General features: G+C 70.6%; 14 protein-coding genes. 6 read left to right on the top strand and 8 right to left on the bottom strand.

Features of this window, described 5'->3' with window-relative positions:
• Positions 1 to 116 precede the first annotated feature (116 nt).
• The 4 genes from ACH4DZ_RS12195 to ACH4DZ_RS12180 all read left to right on the top strand — a co-directional run bounded on the left by ACH4DZ_RS12195 (position 117) and on the right by ACH4DZ_RS12180 (position 2,465).
• Positions 117 to 989 carry a helix-turn-helix domain-containing protein gene (locus tag ACH4DZ_RS12195; protein WP_398286951.1) on the top strand — a complete coding sequence of 291 codons (873 nt, stop codon included), beginning with the start codon at positions 117 to 119 and terminating at the stop codon, positions 987 to 989.
• Entirely contained in the window at positions 986 to 1,189 is a 204-nt protein-coding gene (locus ACH4DZ_RS12190) for a DUF397 domain-containing protein (RefSeq protein ID WP_398286949.1), read from the top strand. Before ACH4DZ_RS12195 ends, ACH4DZ_RS12190 begins: the two co-directional genes overlap by 4 nt.
• Before the next feature lie 166 nt (positions 1,190 to 1,355).
• Positions 1,356 to 1,652 carry a hypothetical protein gene (locus ACH4DZ_RS12185; RefSeq protein WP_398286948.1) on the top strand — a complete coding sequence of 99 codons (297 nt, stop codon included), beginning with the start codon at positions 1,356 to 1,358 and terminating at the stop codon, positions 1,650 to 1,652.
• A gap of 60 nt (positions 1,653 to 1,712) precedes the next feature.
• Entirely contained in the window at positions 1,713 to 2,465 is a 753-nt protein-coding gene (locus ACH4DZ_RS12180) for a DUF4142 domain-containing protein (protein WP_398286947.1), read from the top strand.
• Between the two features lie 11 nt (positions 2,466 to 2,476).
• Here ACH4DZ_RS12180 and ACH4DZ_RS12175 read toward each other — a convergent pair whose 3' ends face one another.
• The 6 genes from ACH4DZ_RS12175 to ACH4DZ_RS12150 all read right to left on the bottom strand — a co-directional run bounded on the left by ACH4DZ_RS12175 (position 2,477) and on the right by ACH4DZ_RS12150 (position 10,664).
• Positions 2,477 to 3,043 (bottom strand): MarR family winged helix-turn-helix transcriptional regulator, encoded by a 567-nt coding sequence (locus ACH4DZ_RS12175; RefSeq protein ID WP_398287085.1) that lies wholly within the window; start codon positions 3,041 to 3,043, stop codon positions 2,477 to 2,479.
• A 191-nt stretch (positions 3,044 to 3,234) separates the two neighbouring features.
• Positions 3,235 to 4,224, bottom strand: a complete 990-nt coding sequence (locus ACH4DZ_RS12170) for a LacI family DNA-binding transcriptional regulator (RefSeq protein WP_398287084.1) — start codon at positions 4,222 to 4,224, stop codon at positions 3,235 to 3,237.
• A 319-nt stretch (positions 4,225 to 4,543) separates the two neighbouring features.
• On the bottom strand, positions 4,544 to 7,021 hold the full coding sequence (locus tag ACH4DZ_RS12165; RefSeq protein WP_398286946.1) for a beta-galactosidase: 2,478 nt from the start codon (positions 7,019 to 7,021) through the stop codon (positions 4,544 to 4,546).
• Positions 7,021 to 8,787 (bottom strand): beta-galactosidase, encoded by a 1,767-nt coding sequence (locus ACH4DZ_RS12160; protein WP_398286945.1) that lies wholly within the window; start codon positions 8,785 to 8,787, stop codon positions 7,021 to 7,023. Before ACH4DZ_RS12160 ends, ACH4DZ_RS12165 begins: the two co-directional genes overlap by 1 nt.
• Positions 8,788 to 8,874: 87 nt before the next feature.
• Complete coding sequence (locus tag ACH4DZ_RS12155; RefSeq protein ID WP_398287083.1) at positions 8,875 to 10,026, bottom strand: MFS transporter; 1,152 nt, start codon at positions 10,024 to 10,026, stop codon at positions 8,875 to 8,877.
• 260 nt (positions 10,027 to 10,286) lie between these two features.
• Positions 10,287 to 10,664, bottom strand: coding sequence for a hypothetical protein (locus ACH4DZ_RS12150; RefSeq protein ID WP_398286944.1), 378 nt, complete (start codon positions 10,662 to 10,664; stop codon positions 10,287 to 10,289).
• A gap of 198 nt (positions 10,665 to 10,862) precedes the next feature.
• Between ACH4DZ_RS12150 and ACH4DZ_RS12145 the strand changes: the two genes are divergently transcribed.
• On the top strand, positions 10,863 to 12,143 hold the full coding sequence (locus ACH4DZ_RS12145; protein ID WP_398286943.1) for a cytochrome P450: 1,281 nt from the start codon (positions 10,863 to 10,865) through the stop codon (positions 12,141 to 12,143).
• A gap of 477 nt (positions 12,144 to 12,620) precedes the next feature.
• Here ACH4DZ_RS12145 and ACH4DZ_RS12140 read toward each other — a convergent pair whose 3' ends face one another.
• Positions 12,621 to 13,640, bottom strand: a complete 1,020-nt coding sequence (locus ACH4DZ_RS12140; RefSeq protein WP_398286940.1) for a Ku protein — start codon at positions 13,638 to 13,640, stop codon at positions 12,621 to 12,623.
• Positions 13,641 to 13,716: 76 nt separating this feature from the next.
• On the opposite strand from ACH4DZ_RS12140, the gene ligD reads away from it, so the two are divergent.
• Positions 13,717 to 14,598: a non-homologous end-joining DNA ligase gene (gene ligD, locus ACH4DZ_RS12135; RefSeq protein ID WP_398286939.1), complete on the top strand. Its 882-nt coding sequence runs from the start codon at positions 13,717 to 13,719 to the stop codon at positions 14,596 to 14,598.
• A 68-nt stretch (positions 14,599 to 14,666) separates the two neighbouring features.
• On the opposite strand, the gene ACH4DZ_RS12130 is transcribed toward ligD, so the two are convergent.
• Entirely contained in the window at positions 14,667 to 15,470 is an 804-nt protein-coding gene (locus tag ACH4DZ_RS12130; protein WP_398286938.1) for a nuclease-related domain-containing protein, read from the bottom strand.
• Between the last annotated feature and the right edge of the window lie 9 nt (positions 15,471 to 15,479).

The raw sequence follows: 15,479 nt of genomic DNA, 5'->3' as shown, positions 1-15,479 counted from the left end.
AGCAGACGTTCCGCAGCATATGCATTGGCGCAACGTTGCATAGAGGTTGATAGTCTCGTTTCACCTTTTCGAGTACCTTCGCGGCCTGAAAGCCCGGCCTCTGGTAGGAGTCACACATGCCTACTGTCAAACCATCCACCGTGCTCGGACGCCAACTCGGCGACGAACTGCGCAAGTTCCGTGAGGCCTCGGGTGTGTCCATGGCAGACGCCGCCGAGTTGCTCGACTGCACCAAGGGAAAGATCAGCCGGATGGAGAACGGGCACGTTCCCGTCCGCGCTCCGGATCTGAACGCGCTCATGCAGGCGTACCAAGTCCAAGACTTCGAGACACGCGCCCGCCTCAGCGCCATGGCGCAACGCGCCAACCGACGTCGCCGCGACGGATGGTGGCACCCGTACGACGCCGTTCTAGGGGACTCGTACCGGGATCAGATCGAACTGGAGGCCATCTGCGACAGCGTCCGAACATACGAGGTGCAATTGATCCCCGGGCTGCTTCAGACCGCCGAGTACGGCCGTGCGGTGACAGTCGCCTCGCGGGCTTGGCAGACGCCTGCGGAGATCGACCAGTTCGTGCAGGTCCGGCTCGCCCGGCAGCGTCGGCTTACCGACAAGGACCCCATGTCGCTCTGGGCGGTACTGGCAGAAGGAGTCCTGCGCCAGCACGTGGGCGGCCCCACCGTGATGCAGGCACAGTTGGAGCACCTACTCGCCATGGCGGAGCGGCCCAACATCACTGTCCAGGTGCTGCCGTTCGCGCGTGGCGCACACTCAGGCATGTTCGGCCCGTACCTGCTGCTGAGCTTCCCTCAGGTGACGTCGCTCGACCTTGTATTGACGGAGACCCCGACCGGCAACATCTGGGTGGAGCGCGAACCGGCCGTCGCCTATTACCGCACTCTCTTCGACGACGCCCGTACCACGGCGCTGCCTCCCACGGAATCACGCACGCTGATCAGCCGCATCGCCAAGGAGTACCAAGCATGAGCCAGGACCACCACATACAGCCCGTACTCACGGACGCCGTATGGCATGCCAGTAGCTACAGCGGCGGCCAAGGCAACTGCGTCGAGGTCGCCGGCAACCTCGCTCCCCTCATACCCGTCCGCGACAGCAAACGCCCCACCGGCCCCACCCTCGCCTTTTCTCTCGGCGCATGGAGCGTCTTCGTCGATCATCTGCGCTGAGCAACGCCCCTCGCCAAAGCCGCAGTCCGCAGCGGAGTGGCGTTCGCGGCGGCCGGGGAATGTCCGGCCGGTCCGGTCGGTCCATCGACACGCGACGGCCTCGCTCGTACATTTCCTTGCAGAAGCGCTCTCTCGGGAGAGTGCGGTCTCCGTGGCGAGGTGAGGGATGTCGACGGCCGACGCGATGTTGATCTTCACGATCGTCTTTCTCGTCGTCGGCTGGGTTCTGCTCCTCATCCTCGCCGCCCTCCTCGTGCTGATCTTCCGTGGCGTGCGCTCGATCGTCGACCGGGTCTGGGGGCCGTTCGACTGGTGGCATTCGGTGCCTGCCAGCCGTTCAGCCCCACCAGCACGTCCGGAGGACGAACCCGCCGCACCCCAGGACGCCGTACCGCCCGGTTACGAAGACGTCCGGCCCGGTGGGCCAAATCCGCGCGAGTGCAAAATTTACCCTGAGCAATGATTGGCCCGTGCTTCTCGTACGTACCTCCTGTGGACCGGGTCGTTCAGCTCAGGAGGCAGCATGCGTGTCACGCAACGCACGGCAGGGACCGTATTCGTGATCGGTGGGCTGGTCGTGACGCTTGCCGCGCTCACGTATCCGGCTCTCGTCGGTGTGGAGACCACCACGACCAGCCAGGACCGCATCATCGCCAACACCCGGTACGGGCCCCTGACCGAAGCCGATCGCGACTTCGTCGTCAAGGTTCGGGCCGCCGGACTCTGGGAGCATCCCCTCGGCCTGATGGCCATGGAGCGGGGGACCACTCCCGCCATGAAGGAGGCCGGGAAGCATCTCGTCGCCGGGCACTCCGGGCTCGACGAGATGTGTCGGAAGATCGCACCCGAGCTGGGCGTCACCCTGCCCAACCAGGCCAGCCCGCAACAGCAGCAGTTCGTGGCCACCGTGGACGGAAGCACCGGGCAGCAGTTCGACACGACCGCCGTCAACATCATGCGCGTCACGCATGGGCAGATCTTCCCCGTCATCGCGAAGATCCGCGCCAACACCAAGAACACCATGATCCGTGAACTCGCCGACCTGGCCAACGACACCGTCCTCGACCACATCACCGTGCTGGAGAAGACCGACCTCGTCAACTACGACCAGGTCAACTTCCAGCAGACCACCCCGCCCAAGCTCCCCAAGGCAGAGTTGACCCCGCCCGCCCCGCAGCCCGGCTCGCCCGTCCTCGTCCTCAACGAGCCCGAGGGGCTGGACGTCAATACGACCTCTCCGACCCCGACCCCCACTCCGACCCCCGCCGTCGGGTGAACGGCAGAGGTCTACGCGTCGTGACCCGTCGGCGGGTCCACCCAGCCCAGCGGGTGCGGCACCCCGTCCTCCGCGTCGTCCACGTCCGGGACCGGTGGCTCGCCGCCCGCCTCGTTGAAGGCGGTCAAGGCCTCCACTATCGCCGTCCGTTGGCCAGGAGTGAGGCGTTCCACGATCGTGGCGATCTCCGCCCGCCGGCGGGCCGTGACGTCCTCGACCGTGCGCCGACCCTCGTCCGTGAGCCGCAGCAGGGTCTCGCGGCGGTTGCCGGGATTGGTCTGCCGGTCGGCGAGACCGGCGGTGATGAGCCGGTCGACCATGCGCATGGCCGTGGACGGGGCGACCTGGAGCAGTTCGGCGAGTGTGACCAGTTTGGTGGCGCCGCGCGTGGACAGCACGACCAGCATCCGGACCTGCGGCAGTGTCACCCGTTCCTCGACCTCGGCGAGCGAACGCGCCGAGACCGCGACCAGCACGCGCGAGGCGGTCAGCACCGCCCGGGTCACCGCGTCGACGTCGTCGACGCCCGCGCCGGCAACAACTGTGGTTCCCACCGCCACTTCACTCACGTCCTTCATGACGTCCAGGTCCTCGGTGACGGCCAAGCCCTCGGTGACGGCAAGGTCCTCGGTGACATCGGCGTCATCTGTGGCTCCGACAGGGGTCTCGTGCTCCGGCATGTGTCCTTTCTATATCGCCGAAGTGCCTGCCCACTCACCTGATCCACACAGATTTTCCTCGTCCATGACCCGTGTGAGCACGCAATCGCTCAACGGGTCGGCGCCGGACCCGTACTCCTGCGCACGATCAGTTCGACCGGCACCACCCGGCCCAGTTCCGGTTCCGGCGGGCCGTCCAGCTGGGACAGGAGCAGGCGCAGGGAACGCGTACCGATCTCGGGGAAGTCGGTACGGACCGTGGTCAGGGGAGGAAGCAGGTGCGCGGCCTCGGGGATGTCGTCGTAGCCGACCACGCTGACGTCGTCCGGGACCCGGCGGCCCGACTCGTACAGGGCGCGGAGCACGCCGAGCGCCATCTGGTCGTTGGACGCGAAGATCGCGGTGACGTCGGGGTCGTCGGCCAGTCTGCGGCCCAGTTCGTAGCCCGAGTCGGCGCTCCAGTCGCCGACGAGGGGCTCGTGGACCGCGGCCCCCGCCGCCTTCAGCGTGGCCCGCCAGGCCTCCACCCTGCGGTCCGCCGACAGCCAGCCCGTGGGTCCCGCGATGTGCTGGACCGTCGCGTGGCCGAGGTCCAGCAGGTGCTCGGTCGCCTTGCGAGCGCCCGCCCAGTTGTCCGCGGTGACGAACGACGCGTCCTTGCCGAGGTCGTTCTCCAGGACCATCAGCGGGGTGTCGAGCCGCGCGTCCGCCAGCGCCTTGCCCACCCAGCGCTGGGGGGCGATGGCGATCACGCCGTCCGCTCCCTCGGCCGACAGGGTGCCCACGGCCCGTACGACGGTGGCCCGGTCCGCCGTGTCGAGCGCGATGGAGCTGACCAGGTAACCCGCGTCCTGGGCCGCGCTGTTGATCGCGGTCAGGATGGAGGCGGGACCGAAACGGGCCGCGTCGAAGGAGATCACGCCCAGCATGCGGGTCCGGCCGCTGGCCAGGGAGCGTGCGCTGCGGCTCGGGCGGTAGCCGAGGGTCCGCATGGCGGTCAGGACCACCTCGCGGGTCTCGGGGCGGACGGCCGGGTTGTCGTTGAGTACCCGGGAGACCGTCTGCTTGGAGACACCGGCGAGCCGCGCCACGTCGTCCATCACCGGCCGCGCGCCCGCGAAGTTGCGCCGACTGCGGCCCTTGGGGGCACCCCCGGAGGGTCCGGGCCCGGACACTGGCCCGGGTCCGGATACTGGCCCGGATCCGGATACTGGCCCGGATCCGGATACTGGCCCGGATCCGGATACTGGCCCGGGTCCGGTTCCAGGTCCTTGGAGCGGCACGCCGTCACCGGCACTTCGGGTCATGGCGAGTGGTGTCCTTCAGGCAGATTCACGGTTCGTCCCGCCGGTCGTACTCCCGCCCGGCTGGCCACAGAATAGGCCGCCGGGCGGGAGCGAGGGAAAAGGTGCGACGGGTTCAGACCTCCCCGATCACCCACGTACGCGTCGCCACCCACTCGACCCGCCCGACCGCCGCCACAGCCCCGTCGGCAGCGGACGCGTCCGCCACGTACACCCGCGCGTCCGGCGCCCTCGGCAGCACCCTCAGCCGCAGCCCCTCCCCCCGAAGGGCGAACGCCGGGAGCCGGTCCAGGGCGATGTCCCAGACCCGCCCCGCGTGGAACTGGTCCGCCACCAGCCTGTCGCCCACGTACGCGCGTGCCACGTCCCCGGACCAGTGGACGCGCAGGAGGGTTCCGGTGAGCGGGAGTCCGTCCGGGACGGTGAGGGCGTACTCGGCGGCGGTCGTGTCGTAGTGCTCGTCGGCGGGGGCGCTCGCCCGGCCCTGCACGCCTGTCACGGGTGCGGGCGCCGGCCCCGCGGCACGGACCAGCTCGGCCGATCCGAGCCCTGCTCCCCCTCCCCCTCCCACCTCCACTCCCCCTCCCCCGAAACGCGGGTCCCGGCCCTCGTCCGTCAGGTGGTATCGCGTGAACACCCCGTCTCCCGACTCCCGCACCCTCGCGCCCGTCACCACCGGAGGCCGTCGCGGCGCGGGCAGCACGGCGAGCGAAGTGTCACCGGCCGGACCGTGCACCCGTACCTCGCCCTGCCCGTCCCGCGCGTGCTCGTCGAAGACGACACCCACACCGACACCCGCTCCGAGGCCGAGGCCGGCGCCGGCCTCGCAGAGCACCAGCCGCTCCGCTCCCCAGGCGACTCCCTTGTAGGCGGTACGGGCCGTCTTCGCGTCCAGGACCAGGAGGCCGACCCGTTCGCCGTCCGCCGTGTCCACCTCCACCAGGGCGTCGGTGCCGGGACGCAGCCCCGTGATCAGGACGCGGTCGTCGAGTGTGGCGCTCTGCCCGGAAGGGACGCGCACCGAAGCCGATGTCCGTGCGTCCAGGGCCAGTTCGACCGGGATGCCGTCCGTCGCGGCGAGTACCAGGACCGTACGGCCGTCGGCGTCGACCGTGCAGACGGGCTGGGCCGTGGCCCAGTCCAGGCGCAGGCCGCCCACCTCCAGGCGCAGCGGCCAGCAGAAGTACGCGCCCGTCGGGACCGTGACCGATGTGCTGGGGAAGGTGAGCGCGGGCCCCGCCGGGAACTCGACCGTGAACGAGGTGTCCGGGTGCTCCGGCAGCGCCTCGTGCGGCTGGTGGTTGTTGACGAAGAGGAAGCCGGAGTCCTCCGCGGCCCGGACCGCCCAGCGCAGGGTGTCCCGGTCGTCCTGCCCCACCGGCTGCCGCGCGGGGAGGAAGGACGCCATCGGCGCGACCAGATGACCGAAGTCCGCCAACAGCAGGTGCTGCAGGCGCAGTTCGTCGTACGAGGGGCGGTACTGGCCGTACTCGCCCAGCGGGGCCTGGAAGTCGTACGTGCGGACGGGGAGGTCGTTGGGGTAGCCCGTCGCGTGGGACTCCTGGAGGGTCGTCCGCTCGCCCACCGGATTCGTACCGCCGTGGAACATGTAGTAGCCCTGCCACACGGAACCGCAGCCGATCTTCGTGAGGCCGAGCGCGCCGACGTCGGCCGCGTCGACCCGGGGGCGGCGGTGGTACGAGACCGCCATGCCGCCGCCCAACTCGCAGGTGGCCCAGGGGAATCGCCCCTCCGTAGTGATCGGCTCGGTGCCGCGGACCGTCGTCGGGCGCAGATCGGCGCCGATGCCCTCGTCGTCGCGCTGGTGGGTGAAGAAGAAGTGTGTGCGGCAGGTGTCGGGCCAGCCGCCGTCGGCCTCGGTCCAGAAGGTCTCGGGGTAGCCGCCGTACAGCGGAAGCAGTTCGTCGGGCGGGAGTCGGACGCCTCCCCACGCCGTCGACGTCCACAGCGGGGCGCTCAGGCCGGCCGCCTGGGCCATGCGCTTCAGCGTCAGCAGGTGACCGGGCCGGTCGTACAGCTCGTTCTCGATCTGGATGGCGATGATCGGGCCGCCGTGCGCGCGGTCGAGCCCGCTCAGCTGCCCCGCGATCGCCTCGTACCAGGTGCGTACGGGTTCCAGGTAGGCCGGATTGTCGGTGCGCGGGGTGCGGGCGCGGGCCAGGAGCCAGTCGGGTAAGCCGCCGTTGCGGACCTCCGCGTGGGACCAGGGGCCGATGCGCGGGACGAAGTCCAGGCCATGGCGGGCGCAGAGTCCCGCGAAGCGCCGCAGGTCCCGGTCGCCGTCGAAGCGGATCCGGCCCTCGACCTCCTCGTGGTGGATCCAGATGACGTAACTCGCGACGGCCGTCACCCCGCCCGCCTTCATCTTCAGCAACTCCTCCTCCCACTCCCCCGCCGGGTAGCGGGAGTAGTGGAACTCGCCGGAGACCGGGAACCAGGGCCGCCCGCCGCGGGTGAGGCAGCGGCTGGTCACCTCGATCGGGTCGGGGACTCCGGGGGCGTCGGAGAAGGGGAGGTGGCCGGTGAGAGGTGGCTCGGCCGGTGTGGACGACTTCAGGCGAAGCGGCGGCATCAGGGCTTCACCGGGCCGAGGTCGGGCGTGTCGGTGAGGTGGACGCGTGGCTCGGTCGTGGCCTGCAGTTCCAGCAGGACGAGTTCGTTGGTGCCGGGGCGCAGGACGGGCGCGGGCACGTACAGCGTGCGCTGCGGGCCGCGGTTCCAGTAGCGGCCGAGGTGGAAGCCGTTGATCCAGGCCTGGCCCTTGGTCCAGCCGGGCAGGGCGAGGAAGGTGTCGGCGGGCGTGCGGACCTCGAAGGTGCCGCGGTGGAAGACGGGCCCGGCGTCGGACGGCAAGTCCGCGGCCGGCGCGAAGGGAACCGCACCCGCGGTGTCCAGGGCCAGGGGGTGGCAGTCCCAGCCGTGCAGGGCGTCGCCGTCGAAGGTGACGGGACCGAGCAGGCCCTTCGGGGCGCCGATGCGCGGGCCGTAGTTGACCCCGCCCATGTTCTCGACGAGCACGTCGAGCGTGGCACCGGCCCGCGGAACGCGCACGGACAGGGCTTCCTCATGCCGTTCTCGTTCCAGTACGCCGGCGGGGGTGCCGTCCACGAAGACCTGGGCGCGGTCACCGACCCCGCCCGCGAAGTGCAGGACACCGTCGCCGGATACGGGGACCGTGGTGCGGTAGAGGGTGTATCCGGCCCGCAGGCCCAGCTCCTCCGTCGTCACCGGGCCGGCGTCGACGCGTACCGGCTCGGCCAGGACGCTCGCGTGCGGGAGGAGCGACGCACGGTCGCCCAACTCCACGACCGTGGGCGGCAGTTTGGGACTCGGCGCCGGGGCGGGCTCATCGGGAACCGGGGCGTGGCGGGCGATGACCTCCCGGAAGGCGTCGTACTTGGGGCCCGGGTCGCCCGATTCGGTGAGGGCGGCGTCGTAGTCGTACGAGGTCACGACGGGCGCGTACGCGTGGTCGTGGTTGGCGCCGTTCGTGAAGCCGAAGTTGGTGCCGCCGTGGAACATGTAGATGTTGACCGAGGCGCCCGCGGAGAGCAGCCGGTCGAGGTCGGCGGCGGCGTCGGCCGCGTCGCGCACGTGGTGCGGTTCGCCCCAGTGGTCGAACCAGCCGATCCAGAACTCCGCGCACATCAGCGGCCCTTCGGGCTGATGGGCCCGCAACTGCTCAAGGGACTCGGTGATCCTGCTGCCGAAGGTGCCGGTCGTGAGGACACCGGGGAGGCTCCCGGCCGCCAGGTGCGCCGGGTCGGCCTGGTCGCAGGTGAAGAGAAGTTCCTCGACACCCCGGGCGCGGAATGCCTCGGCAAGGTGTTCCAGGTACGCGCGGTCGTCGCCGTACGCCCCGTACTCGTTCTCCACCTGTACGGCGATCACCGGGCCGCCGTTCGCGGCCAGTCGGGGCAGGAGCGGGGGCAGCAGCAGGTCGAGATAGCGGTCGAGGGCGTCGGTGAAGCGGGGGTCTCCGGTGCGCAGCCGGATGTCCGTGTCCGCGGTGAGCCAGGACGGCAGACCGCCGCCGTCCCACTCGGCGCAGATGTACGGGCCCGGGCGCAGCAGGACGTGCAGGCCCTCGGCCTGGGCCAGCCGCAGGTAGCGGGGCAGGTCGAGGATGCCGTCGAGGACGAGGGTGCCGGGTTCGGGCTGGTGGAGGTTCCACGGGACGTACGTCTCCACCGTGTTGAGGCCCATCAGCCGGGCCTTGCGGAGCCGGTCGGCCCACTGGGCGGGGTGGACGCGGAAGTAGTGCATCGCACCGGAGATGATCCGGAACGGCTCTCCATGGAGCCGGAACCCGTCGGAGGACGTACTCAGAACAGTCATCAGGATGCTGCTTCCCTTCGGCTCGGACAGGGGATCGGTGCGGGGATCGGTGTGGGGAATCGCGGCTGCGGTCGACGCCGCGGGGCTTCAGCGGTCGGCCGCCGCCGGGCGCGTGGCACGGACCAGCCAGAGCGTGGCGGCCAGGCACAGTGCCGAGACCGCGCCCAGCAGGAGCGGGACGGCACGCACCCCGGACCACTCGATGGCCTTGCCGAGCGCGGGTCCGGCCACGACTCCGCCGATCATCGAGGCGGCGATGACCACCGCGCCCGCTCTGCGGGCCTTCGGGGCGGCCCGGTTGAGCCAGGGCAGACCGGTGGGGAAGATCGGCGCGATGAAGAGGCCGACTCCGGCGTACGCGTAGGGGGCGAGGCCCGGGATCGTGGCCAGCAGCAGGCAGGCCGTCATGCCGGCGCACGAGACGGTGAGGATCGACTGGGCGGAGTGGCGCAGCGCGAGCGGTGCCGCGAGGAAGCGGCCGACGGTCATCATCAGCCAGTACACGGAGGTGGCGGTGGCCGCGGCGCCCGCACCGTACCCGACCGCCTCCAGGTGGGTGGGCTCCCAGCCGCCGACGCCCGCCTCGATGCCCACGTGCAGCACGTACAGGGTGACGAACAGGGCGAGCACCGACCCCAGGCTGCGGCCGAGAGCGGACGTACCGCCCACCGGCTGCTCCCCCGCACCCGGCTGGGGCGCGTGCTCGCGTACTCCCCTGAGGCACAGCAGCAGCGGCAGATTGACGACGGCGAAGACGAGGAAGACGACCGGATAGTGCTCGGCGCCGACCACGCCGATCACGGCCGGTCCGAGGATCGCGCCCACGCCGAAGTGCGCGTTGAGGATGTTGAGCATGGCGGTCGAACGGTGGCCGAAGCCGACGGCGAACAGCTGGTTGAGCCCGTAGTCGACACCGCCGAAACCGAGCCCGGCGAGCAGGGCCGCGGTCAGCGCGACGGGCCAGTTCGGCGCGAGTGCGAAGCCCGCCGCGCCGAGGGCCATCAGCAGGTACGAGGCCCCGAGGATCTGCCGGTTGCCGAGCCGGCCGTACAGCCGGTCGAAGAGCAGCACTCCGGCGACGCCACCGACGAAGTGCGCGCTCAGCCCGAGCCCGGCGGCCGAGGGGGAGAGCCCGAACTCCTCGCGGAGGGCGGGGATCGAGGGCCCGTACAGCGCCTGGAGCGCGCCGATGAGCACGAACCCGCCGCAGGAGGCGACGACGGCCGCGGTGCTGAACACGGGCACGGGCCGCACAGCGTTCGGGACCGGTGGCACGGTCGACGGACCGGTGACGTCGTTGCTCACGCGGCCACTCACGTGGTCACTCACGCGGACTCCAGTTGGCGGTTGAAGGCCCGCGTTCCCGCGGGCGACGAGCCGACCGGGGCGTCGGCGACGGCGCTACGGCAACCATGATGTTACCGGTAACTCAAAGCCGTCAAGATCTCCGCGTCAGGATGCCGAAAGCAAGGAAACCGCCGGGCGGGCCCTGGATCGGATCAGGACAGGGTGAGGCGCAGGGCGGCGTGGAGGTGGACCGGGTCCGTCCAGTGCCGGGTCCTGGTCGGCGGCACGCGCCAGTGCAGACCGGGCGCGTACGTACGGTGCCGGGGCGGAACGGCCACGTGGGAGCCCGGGCCGAGAACGCGGGCCGGGTGAACGTCCCAGGTGGCGGCCTCGCCCGGCGGGACGAGCCAGTACAGGACGCCGCCGTAGCCGTCCTCGATCACCGCTCCCGTACGCGGGCCCAGATGTTCGAGGACGCCCAGGCCCGTGGCGAGCGGGACCCGGACCGCGTCCCACCACTGGCCGGCCGGGAGGGTCCGCACCTCCGGGCCCAGCGGTCGCAGCCACATCGGCGCATCACTGCTCGGCATGGTTCGGCCGCCTCCACCTGTCACCCGGGATCATGACCATAGAACGGACAGGCCGCCTCGACTTGCCTCTACGCGTAGGGAACTTGTCGGCGTGCGCAGTGGGTCTCGCGCGCTCTCGTTGGCGCGGGCCGCCGCCCCGTAACGTCACTCGGCGTCTTGCTGTTGCAGCGGTTCGAGTGTGCGTACCGGGAGGCTCCCATGTCAGAACAGGCAGAGCGGTTGGAACGGTCGGAGCAGGGGACCGTCGTCATCGACCCGTCGGGTCGCGACATCCACGGCGAGGCGGCACGGATACGCGAGCGCGGCCCGGTGACGCGGGTGGAACTCCCCGGCGGCGTCCAGGCCTGGGCGGTCAGCAGTACGGACCTGCTGAAACGGCTGCTCACGGACGCGCGGGTGTCCAAGGATCCACGGCAGCACTGGCCGCTGTGGATCAACGGGGAGATCTCCCCGGAGTGGCCGCTGTTCACCTGGGTCGCCGTGCGGAACATGTTCACGGCGTACGGCGGGGAGCACAAACGGCTGCGGGCCCTGGTGTCGAAGGCCTTCACCGCGCGTCGTACCGCCGCGCTGCGGCCTCGTATCGAGGAGATCACCAAGCAGCTGCTCGACCGGATCGAGGAGGCCGGACGGCGGTCCGAAGTCGTCGATCTGCGCGAGGAGTTCTGCTATCCGCTGCCGATCCAGGTGATCAGCGAGTTGTTCGGGCTGCCCGAGCAGAAGGGGGCGGAGCTGCGGGCCGTGGTGGACGGCGTCTTCAACACCGCGGCCACGCCGGAGGAGGTGACGGACATCTACGCGCGGCTGTACGCGGCACTCGGCGAACTCGTCGCCGCCAAGCGGGAGTCGCCCGGGGACGATCTCACCTCCGCGCTCATCTCGGCGCGGGACGACGAGGGCGGTACGCGGCTGAGTGAGCAGGAGTTACTCGACACGTTGGTGCTGATGATCAGCGCGGGGCATGAGACCACGGTCAACCTCATCGACAACGCGATCCATGCGCTGCTCACCCATCCGGAACAGCTCGCGCATGTCCGGGCGGGGCGGGCCGGCTGGGACGACGTGATCGAGGAGACGTTGCGGGTGCAGGCGCCGGTGGCGAGTCTGCCGTTGCGGTACGCGGTGGAGGACGTGGCGGTCGGGGGGCTGGGTGGGCCTTCGGGGGTGGTGATTCGCAAGGGGGAGGCGATTCTTGCGGCTTACGCCGCGGCGGGGCGCAATCCAGTGGATCACGGTGCGGATGCCGGTGTCTTCGATGTCACCCGGCTCGGTAAGGAGCATTTGGCGTTCGGGCACGGGGTGCACTTCTGTCTTGGGGCTCCCTTGGGGCGGATGGAGGCCCGGGTTGCGCTTCCCGCGCTTTTCGATCGGTTTCCGGGGATTCGGCTTGCGGCGGGTGGGAGTCGGTTGGAGCCGGTGGCGTCGTTCATCTCGAACGGGCATCGGACTCTGCCGGTCCGACTGGCCGCGGTTGGCTGAGGGGTCTGACCTCGGCGTCGGCTCGGGCTTCGTCTTCGGCTTCGGCTTCGGCTTCGGCCGGTGGGGGTTGTTGCGCAGTTCCCCGCGCCCCTGAAAGGCCTGGGGTGGCCGGAGGGGTTTGTACGTGCGGGTCGTACGTGGCTGGGTGCGCAGTTCCCCGCGCCCCTAGGGGGTGGGGGTGAGCGATGTGTGCGTACGTGCGGGTCGTGCGTGGCTGAGCGCGCCGTTCCCCGCGCCCCTAAAAGGCCGGGGGTGGGGCGGGCAGTTTCTGGGGGCTATGGGCGCTGATGTGTGCTGAGGGGGTGGTTCGGGATGTGTGGGCGGCGCGGCAAGGTTCGTTCACTTGTCGGCTCGGGAGCGCCGACCACATATCCCGGAGCGCCCCCGCCCCACACGCGACCGCAGGCGCGTTTTTAAGGGGCGCGGGGAACTGCGCGGCCAGCCACAGACGACCTGCGGTCGAGTCTCGGGGCCCGGTCAGGCCGATGCTCGTTTTCGGGGGGACGTCTTTTTGGGTGGGGGGGCGTCCGACGTCTTCTTCGTCGCGGTTTTCTTCGAGCCTGCCGCAGACTTCGTGGTCGTCTTCTTGGCCGGCGCCTTCTTCTTCCCGGAAGCCGGCTTGGAAGAGTTCGCGGCCGTCTTCCGCGCCGCCCCCTTGCGAAGGGGCTTCACCTCGGCCCCGCCCCCGCCGGAGGCGGCGTCGGCGTCGGCGTCCTCACCCCGCGCGACCCGCGCCTGCCGGACGCTGTTCTCCAGCGCGGACATCAGGTCGATGACCTTGCCGCCGGACTTCTCGGCGGAGGGAGCGGACGGCGCCGCCTCCCCGGACGCCTTCGCAGCGATCAGTTCCTCCACCGCCTCGCGGTAGTCGTCGTGCAGTTCCGTGAGGTCGACCTCCCCGAGCGTGTCCATCAACGCGTCGGCCAGGTCCAGTTCCTTGTCCCGGACGGTGACATCCGCGTCCGGGGCGACGTTCTCGGGCGCCCGGATCTCGTCCGGCCACAGCAGCCCGTGCATGGCGATGACGTCGTCGACGACCCGCAGCATGCCCAGCCGCTCGCGCCCGCGCAGCGCGAACTTCGCGATGGCGACCTTCCGGCTGCGCTTCAGCGCCTCCCGCAACAGGGTGTACGGCTTGGCCGCCGGCACCCCGTTCGCCGACAGGTAGTACGCCGTGTCCATCTGGAGCGGGTCGATCCGGTCGGCCGGCACGAAGGCCACGATCTCGATCGTCCGGGCGGTCGGGATCGGCAGGGAGGCCAGATCCTCGTCCGTGATGGGGATCATCGTGCCGTCCGCGTCCTCGTACGCCTTGCCGATCTCGGACGACGTCACCTCCCGCTCCTCCACCTCGCACACCTTGCGGTAGCGGATGCGGCCGCCGTCCTCGGTGTGGATCTGGCGGAAGGAGATCGAGTGGTTCTCCGTGGCGTTCACCAGCTTGATCGGGATGCTGACCAGGCCGAAGGAGATGGCACCGTTCCAAATGGATCTCACGTTCGACACCCTTCAGGTCGCTTCCACCCGTTTCCCACCCACCCGTTTTCGTATGAATACGTGGGATTGTCATCTTATGACGCCAATCACTGAGGTGGCCGGGCGAAAGGTGACCCTGAGCAACCTCGACAAGGTGCTCCACCCGGCGACGGGCTTCACCAAGGGCGAGCTGCTGCACTACTACGCGACGGCGGCGGAGGCGTTCCTCCCCCATCTCCGCGACCGCCCGGTCTCCCTGCTGCGCTATCCGGACGGCCCGGACGGCCAGGTCTTCTTCACCAAGAACGTCCCGCCCGGTACGCCCGACTGGGTCGCCACCACGGAGGTCCCCCGTTCGGAGGGTCCGGCCCGGATGGTCCTGGTCCAGGACCTGCCGTCCCTGATGTGGGCGGCGAACCTGGTCACCGAGTTCCACACCCCGCAGTGGTCGGCGCGGACCCCGGATGTCGCCGACCGGCTGGTCCTCGACCTGGACCCCGGCGCACCGGCCACGATCGTGGAGTGCTGCCGGGTCGCCGTATGGCTGCGCGACCGGCTGGCGGCGGACGGTCTGACGGCGTACGCGAAGACCTCCGGCTCCAAGGGGCTGCATCTGCTGGCCGCCCTGGAGCCGACCCCGTCCGCCGAGGTCTCCGCCTACGCCAAGGCTCTCGCGGTGGAGGCGCAGGCCGATCTGCCCAGTCTGGTCGTCCACCGTATGACCCGCAGCCTGCGCCCCTCCAAGGTCTTCGTCGACTTCAGCCAGAACGCGGCCCGCAAGACCACCGCCGCCCCGTACACGCTCAGGGCCCGCGAGTCCCCCACGGTCTCCACCCCGGTCACCTGGGACGAGGTCGAGTCCTGCGCCGCCCCTTCCGAGCTGGCCTTCACGGCCGAGGACATCGCACCTCGCCTGGAGCGCCACGGCGACCTGCTGGAGCCGTTGCTGGACGCCGGCCGGGCGGGATCACTGCCCTGACGCACAGCCTGCGGGCCGGTGGGGTGGGCCGCGCAGTTCCTCCCGCGCCCCTTCCGGGCGGCGGGGCCTCAGACCCGTACCCACGTCCCCCGGTCGCGGGCCATGGCGTGCAGCGCCTCGACGTCCGCCGGCTTGAGGACGCCTCCCGACCGGGCCAGCGACGTCACATCGGTGTCCAGCAGCATGCGCATCTCGCGCAGCGGGGCCGTCACCGAGACGACCCGGGGCGCGAAGAGGGCCAGTACGGGGCGCACCTCGGCGGTGAGGGCGTACGAGGCGCGGTCCGCGTCGGCGCGGACCCCGCGAAGTAGCGGCCGGGCCTCCCGGCGCCCCACCGTGACCATCGGATCGGCGACAAGGACGCGCTGCTTGCGGGCGGGCACCGTGCGCACGGCGAACAGGCCTCCCGGGCCGATCACCAGGTGATGGACGCGGCCCCCGCCAGGCAGCGGCACCGAGTGCAGGACGCGCCATCCGGCCCCCTCCAGCCGGTCCAGCGCCTCGCCCACCGCGAGTTCCGCCGCGAGGGCGTGCCGCCTGGGATCCGGTCGCAGCCGCCGCTGCGGACCCGGCTCGTGGTCGAGCACGGTCTGCAGGGCCTCTCCGGGCCGGTTCGGCGCGAGGTCGTCGTCCGGGTGCAGGGACAGCCGGGCGAGTTCGGCGGGGGTCGGCACCGGTGGCGGTCCGACCGTCACCGTTCCGGTCAGGAACGGCCCGAGCGCGTCGAGCACGTCCTCGCGCCCCTCCTCGCTGAGCAGATTGACCCGGGCGGCCTCCCTGTCGTACCAGGCGACGTTCCTGCCGTCCGTGCGGCAGACGTAGAGCCGTTCCTGACCGTGCCGCCAAGTCGGTATGACGCGCAGTGCGTTCATGCATCATCA

The sequence above is a fragment of the Streptomyces sp. NPDC017991 genome, from assembly GCF_044328075.1.
Lineage (GTDB): Bacteria > Actinomycetota > Actinomycetes > Streptomycetales > Streptomycetaceae > Streptomyces.
This window is presented reverse-complemented; position numbering and strand designations above follow the sequence as displayed.

Bases quoted from the DNA above. Each gene is read 5' to 3' on its own strand.
- ACH4DZ_RS12195 (WP_398286951.1), top strand. From the start codon at position 117: ATGCCTACTGTCAAACCATCCACCGTGCTCGGACGCCAACTCGGCGAC.
- ACH4DZ_RS12190 (WP_398286949.1), top strand. From the start codon at position 986: ATGAGCCAGGACCACCACATACAGCCCGTACTCACGGACGCCGTATGG.
- ACH4DZ_RS12185 (WP_398286948.1), top strand. From the start codon at position 1,356: ATGTCGACGGCCGACGCGATGTTGATCTTCACGATCGTCTTTCTCGTC.
- ACH4DZ_RS12180 (WP_398286947.1), top strand. From the start codon at position 1,713: ATGCGTGTCACGCAACGCACGGCAGGGACCGTATTCGTGATCGGTGGG.
- ACH4DZ_RS12175 (WP_398287085.1), bottom strand. From the start codon at position 3,043: ATGAAGGACGTGAGTGAAGTGGCGGTGGGAACCACAGTTGTTGCCGGC.
- ACH4DZ_RS12170 (WP_398287084.1), bottom strand. From the start codon at position 4,224: ATGGACGACGTGGCGCGGCTCGCCGGTGTCTCCAAGCAGACGGTCTCC.
- ACH4DZ_RS12165 (WP_398286946.1), bottom strand. From the start codon at position 7,021: ATGCCGCCGCTTCGCCTGAAGTCGTCCACACCGGCCGAGCCACCTCTC.
- ACH4DZ_RS12160 (WP_398286945.1), bottom strand. From the start codon at position 8,787: ATGACTGTTCTGAGTACGTCCTCCGACGGGTTCCGGCTCCATGGAGAG.
- ACH4DZ_RS12150 (WP_398286944.1), bottom strand. From the start codon at position 10,664: ATGCCGAGCAGTGATGCGCCGATGTGGCTGCGACCGCTGGGCCCGGAG.
- ACH4DZ_RS12145 (WP_398286943.1), top strand. From the start codon at position 10,863: ATGTCAGAACAGGCAGAGCGGTTGGAACGGTCGGAGCAGGGGACCGTC.
- ligD (WP_398286939.1), top strand. From the start codon at position 13,717: ATGACGCCAATCACTGAGGTGGCCGGGCGAAAGGTGACCCTGAGCAAC.
- ACH4DZ_RS12130 (WP_398286938.1), bottom strand. From the start codon at position 15,470: ATGAACGCACTGCGCGTCATACCGACTTGGCGGCACGGTCAGGAACGG.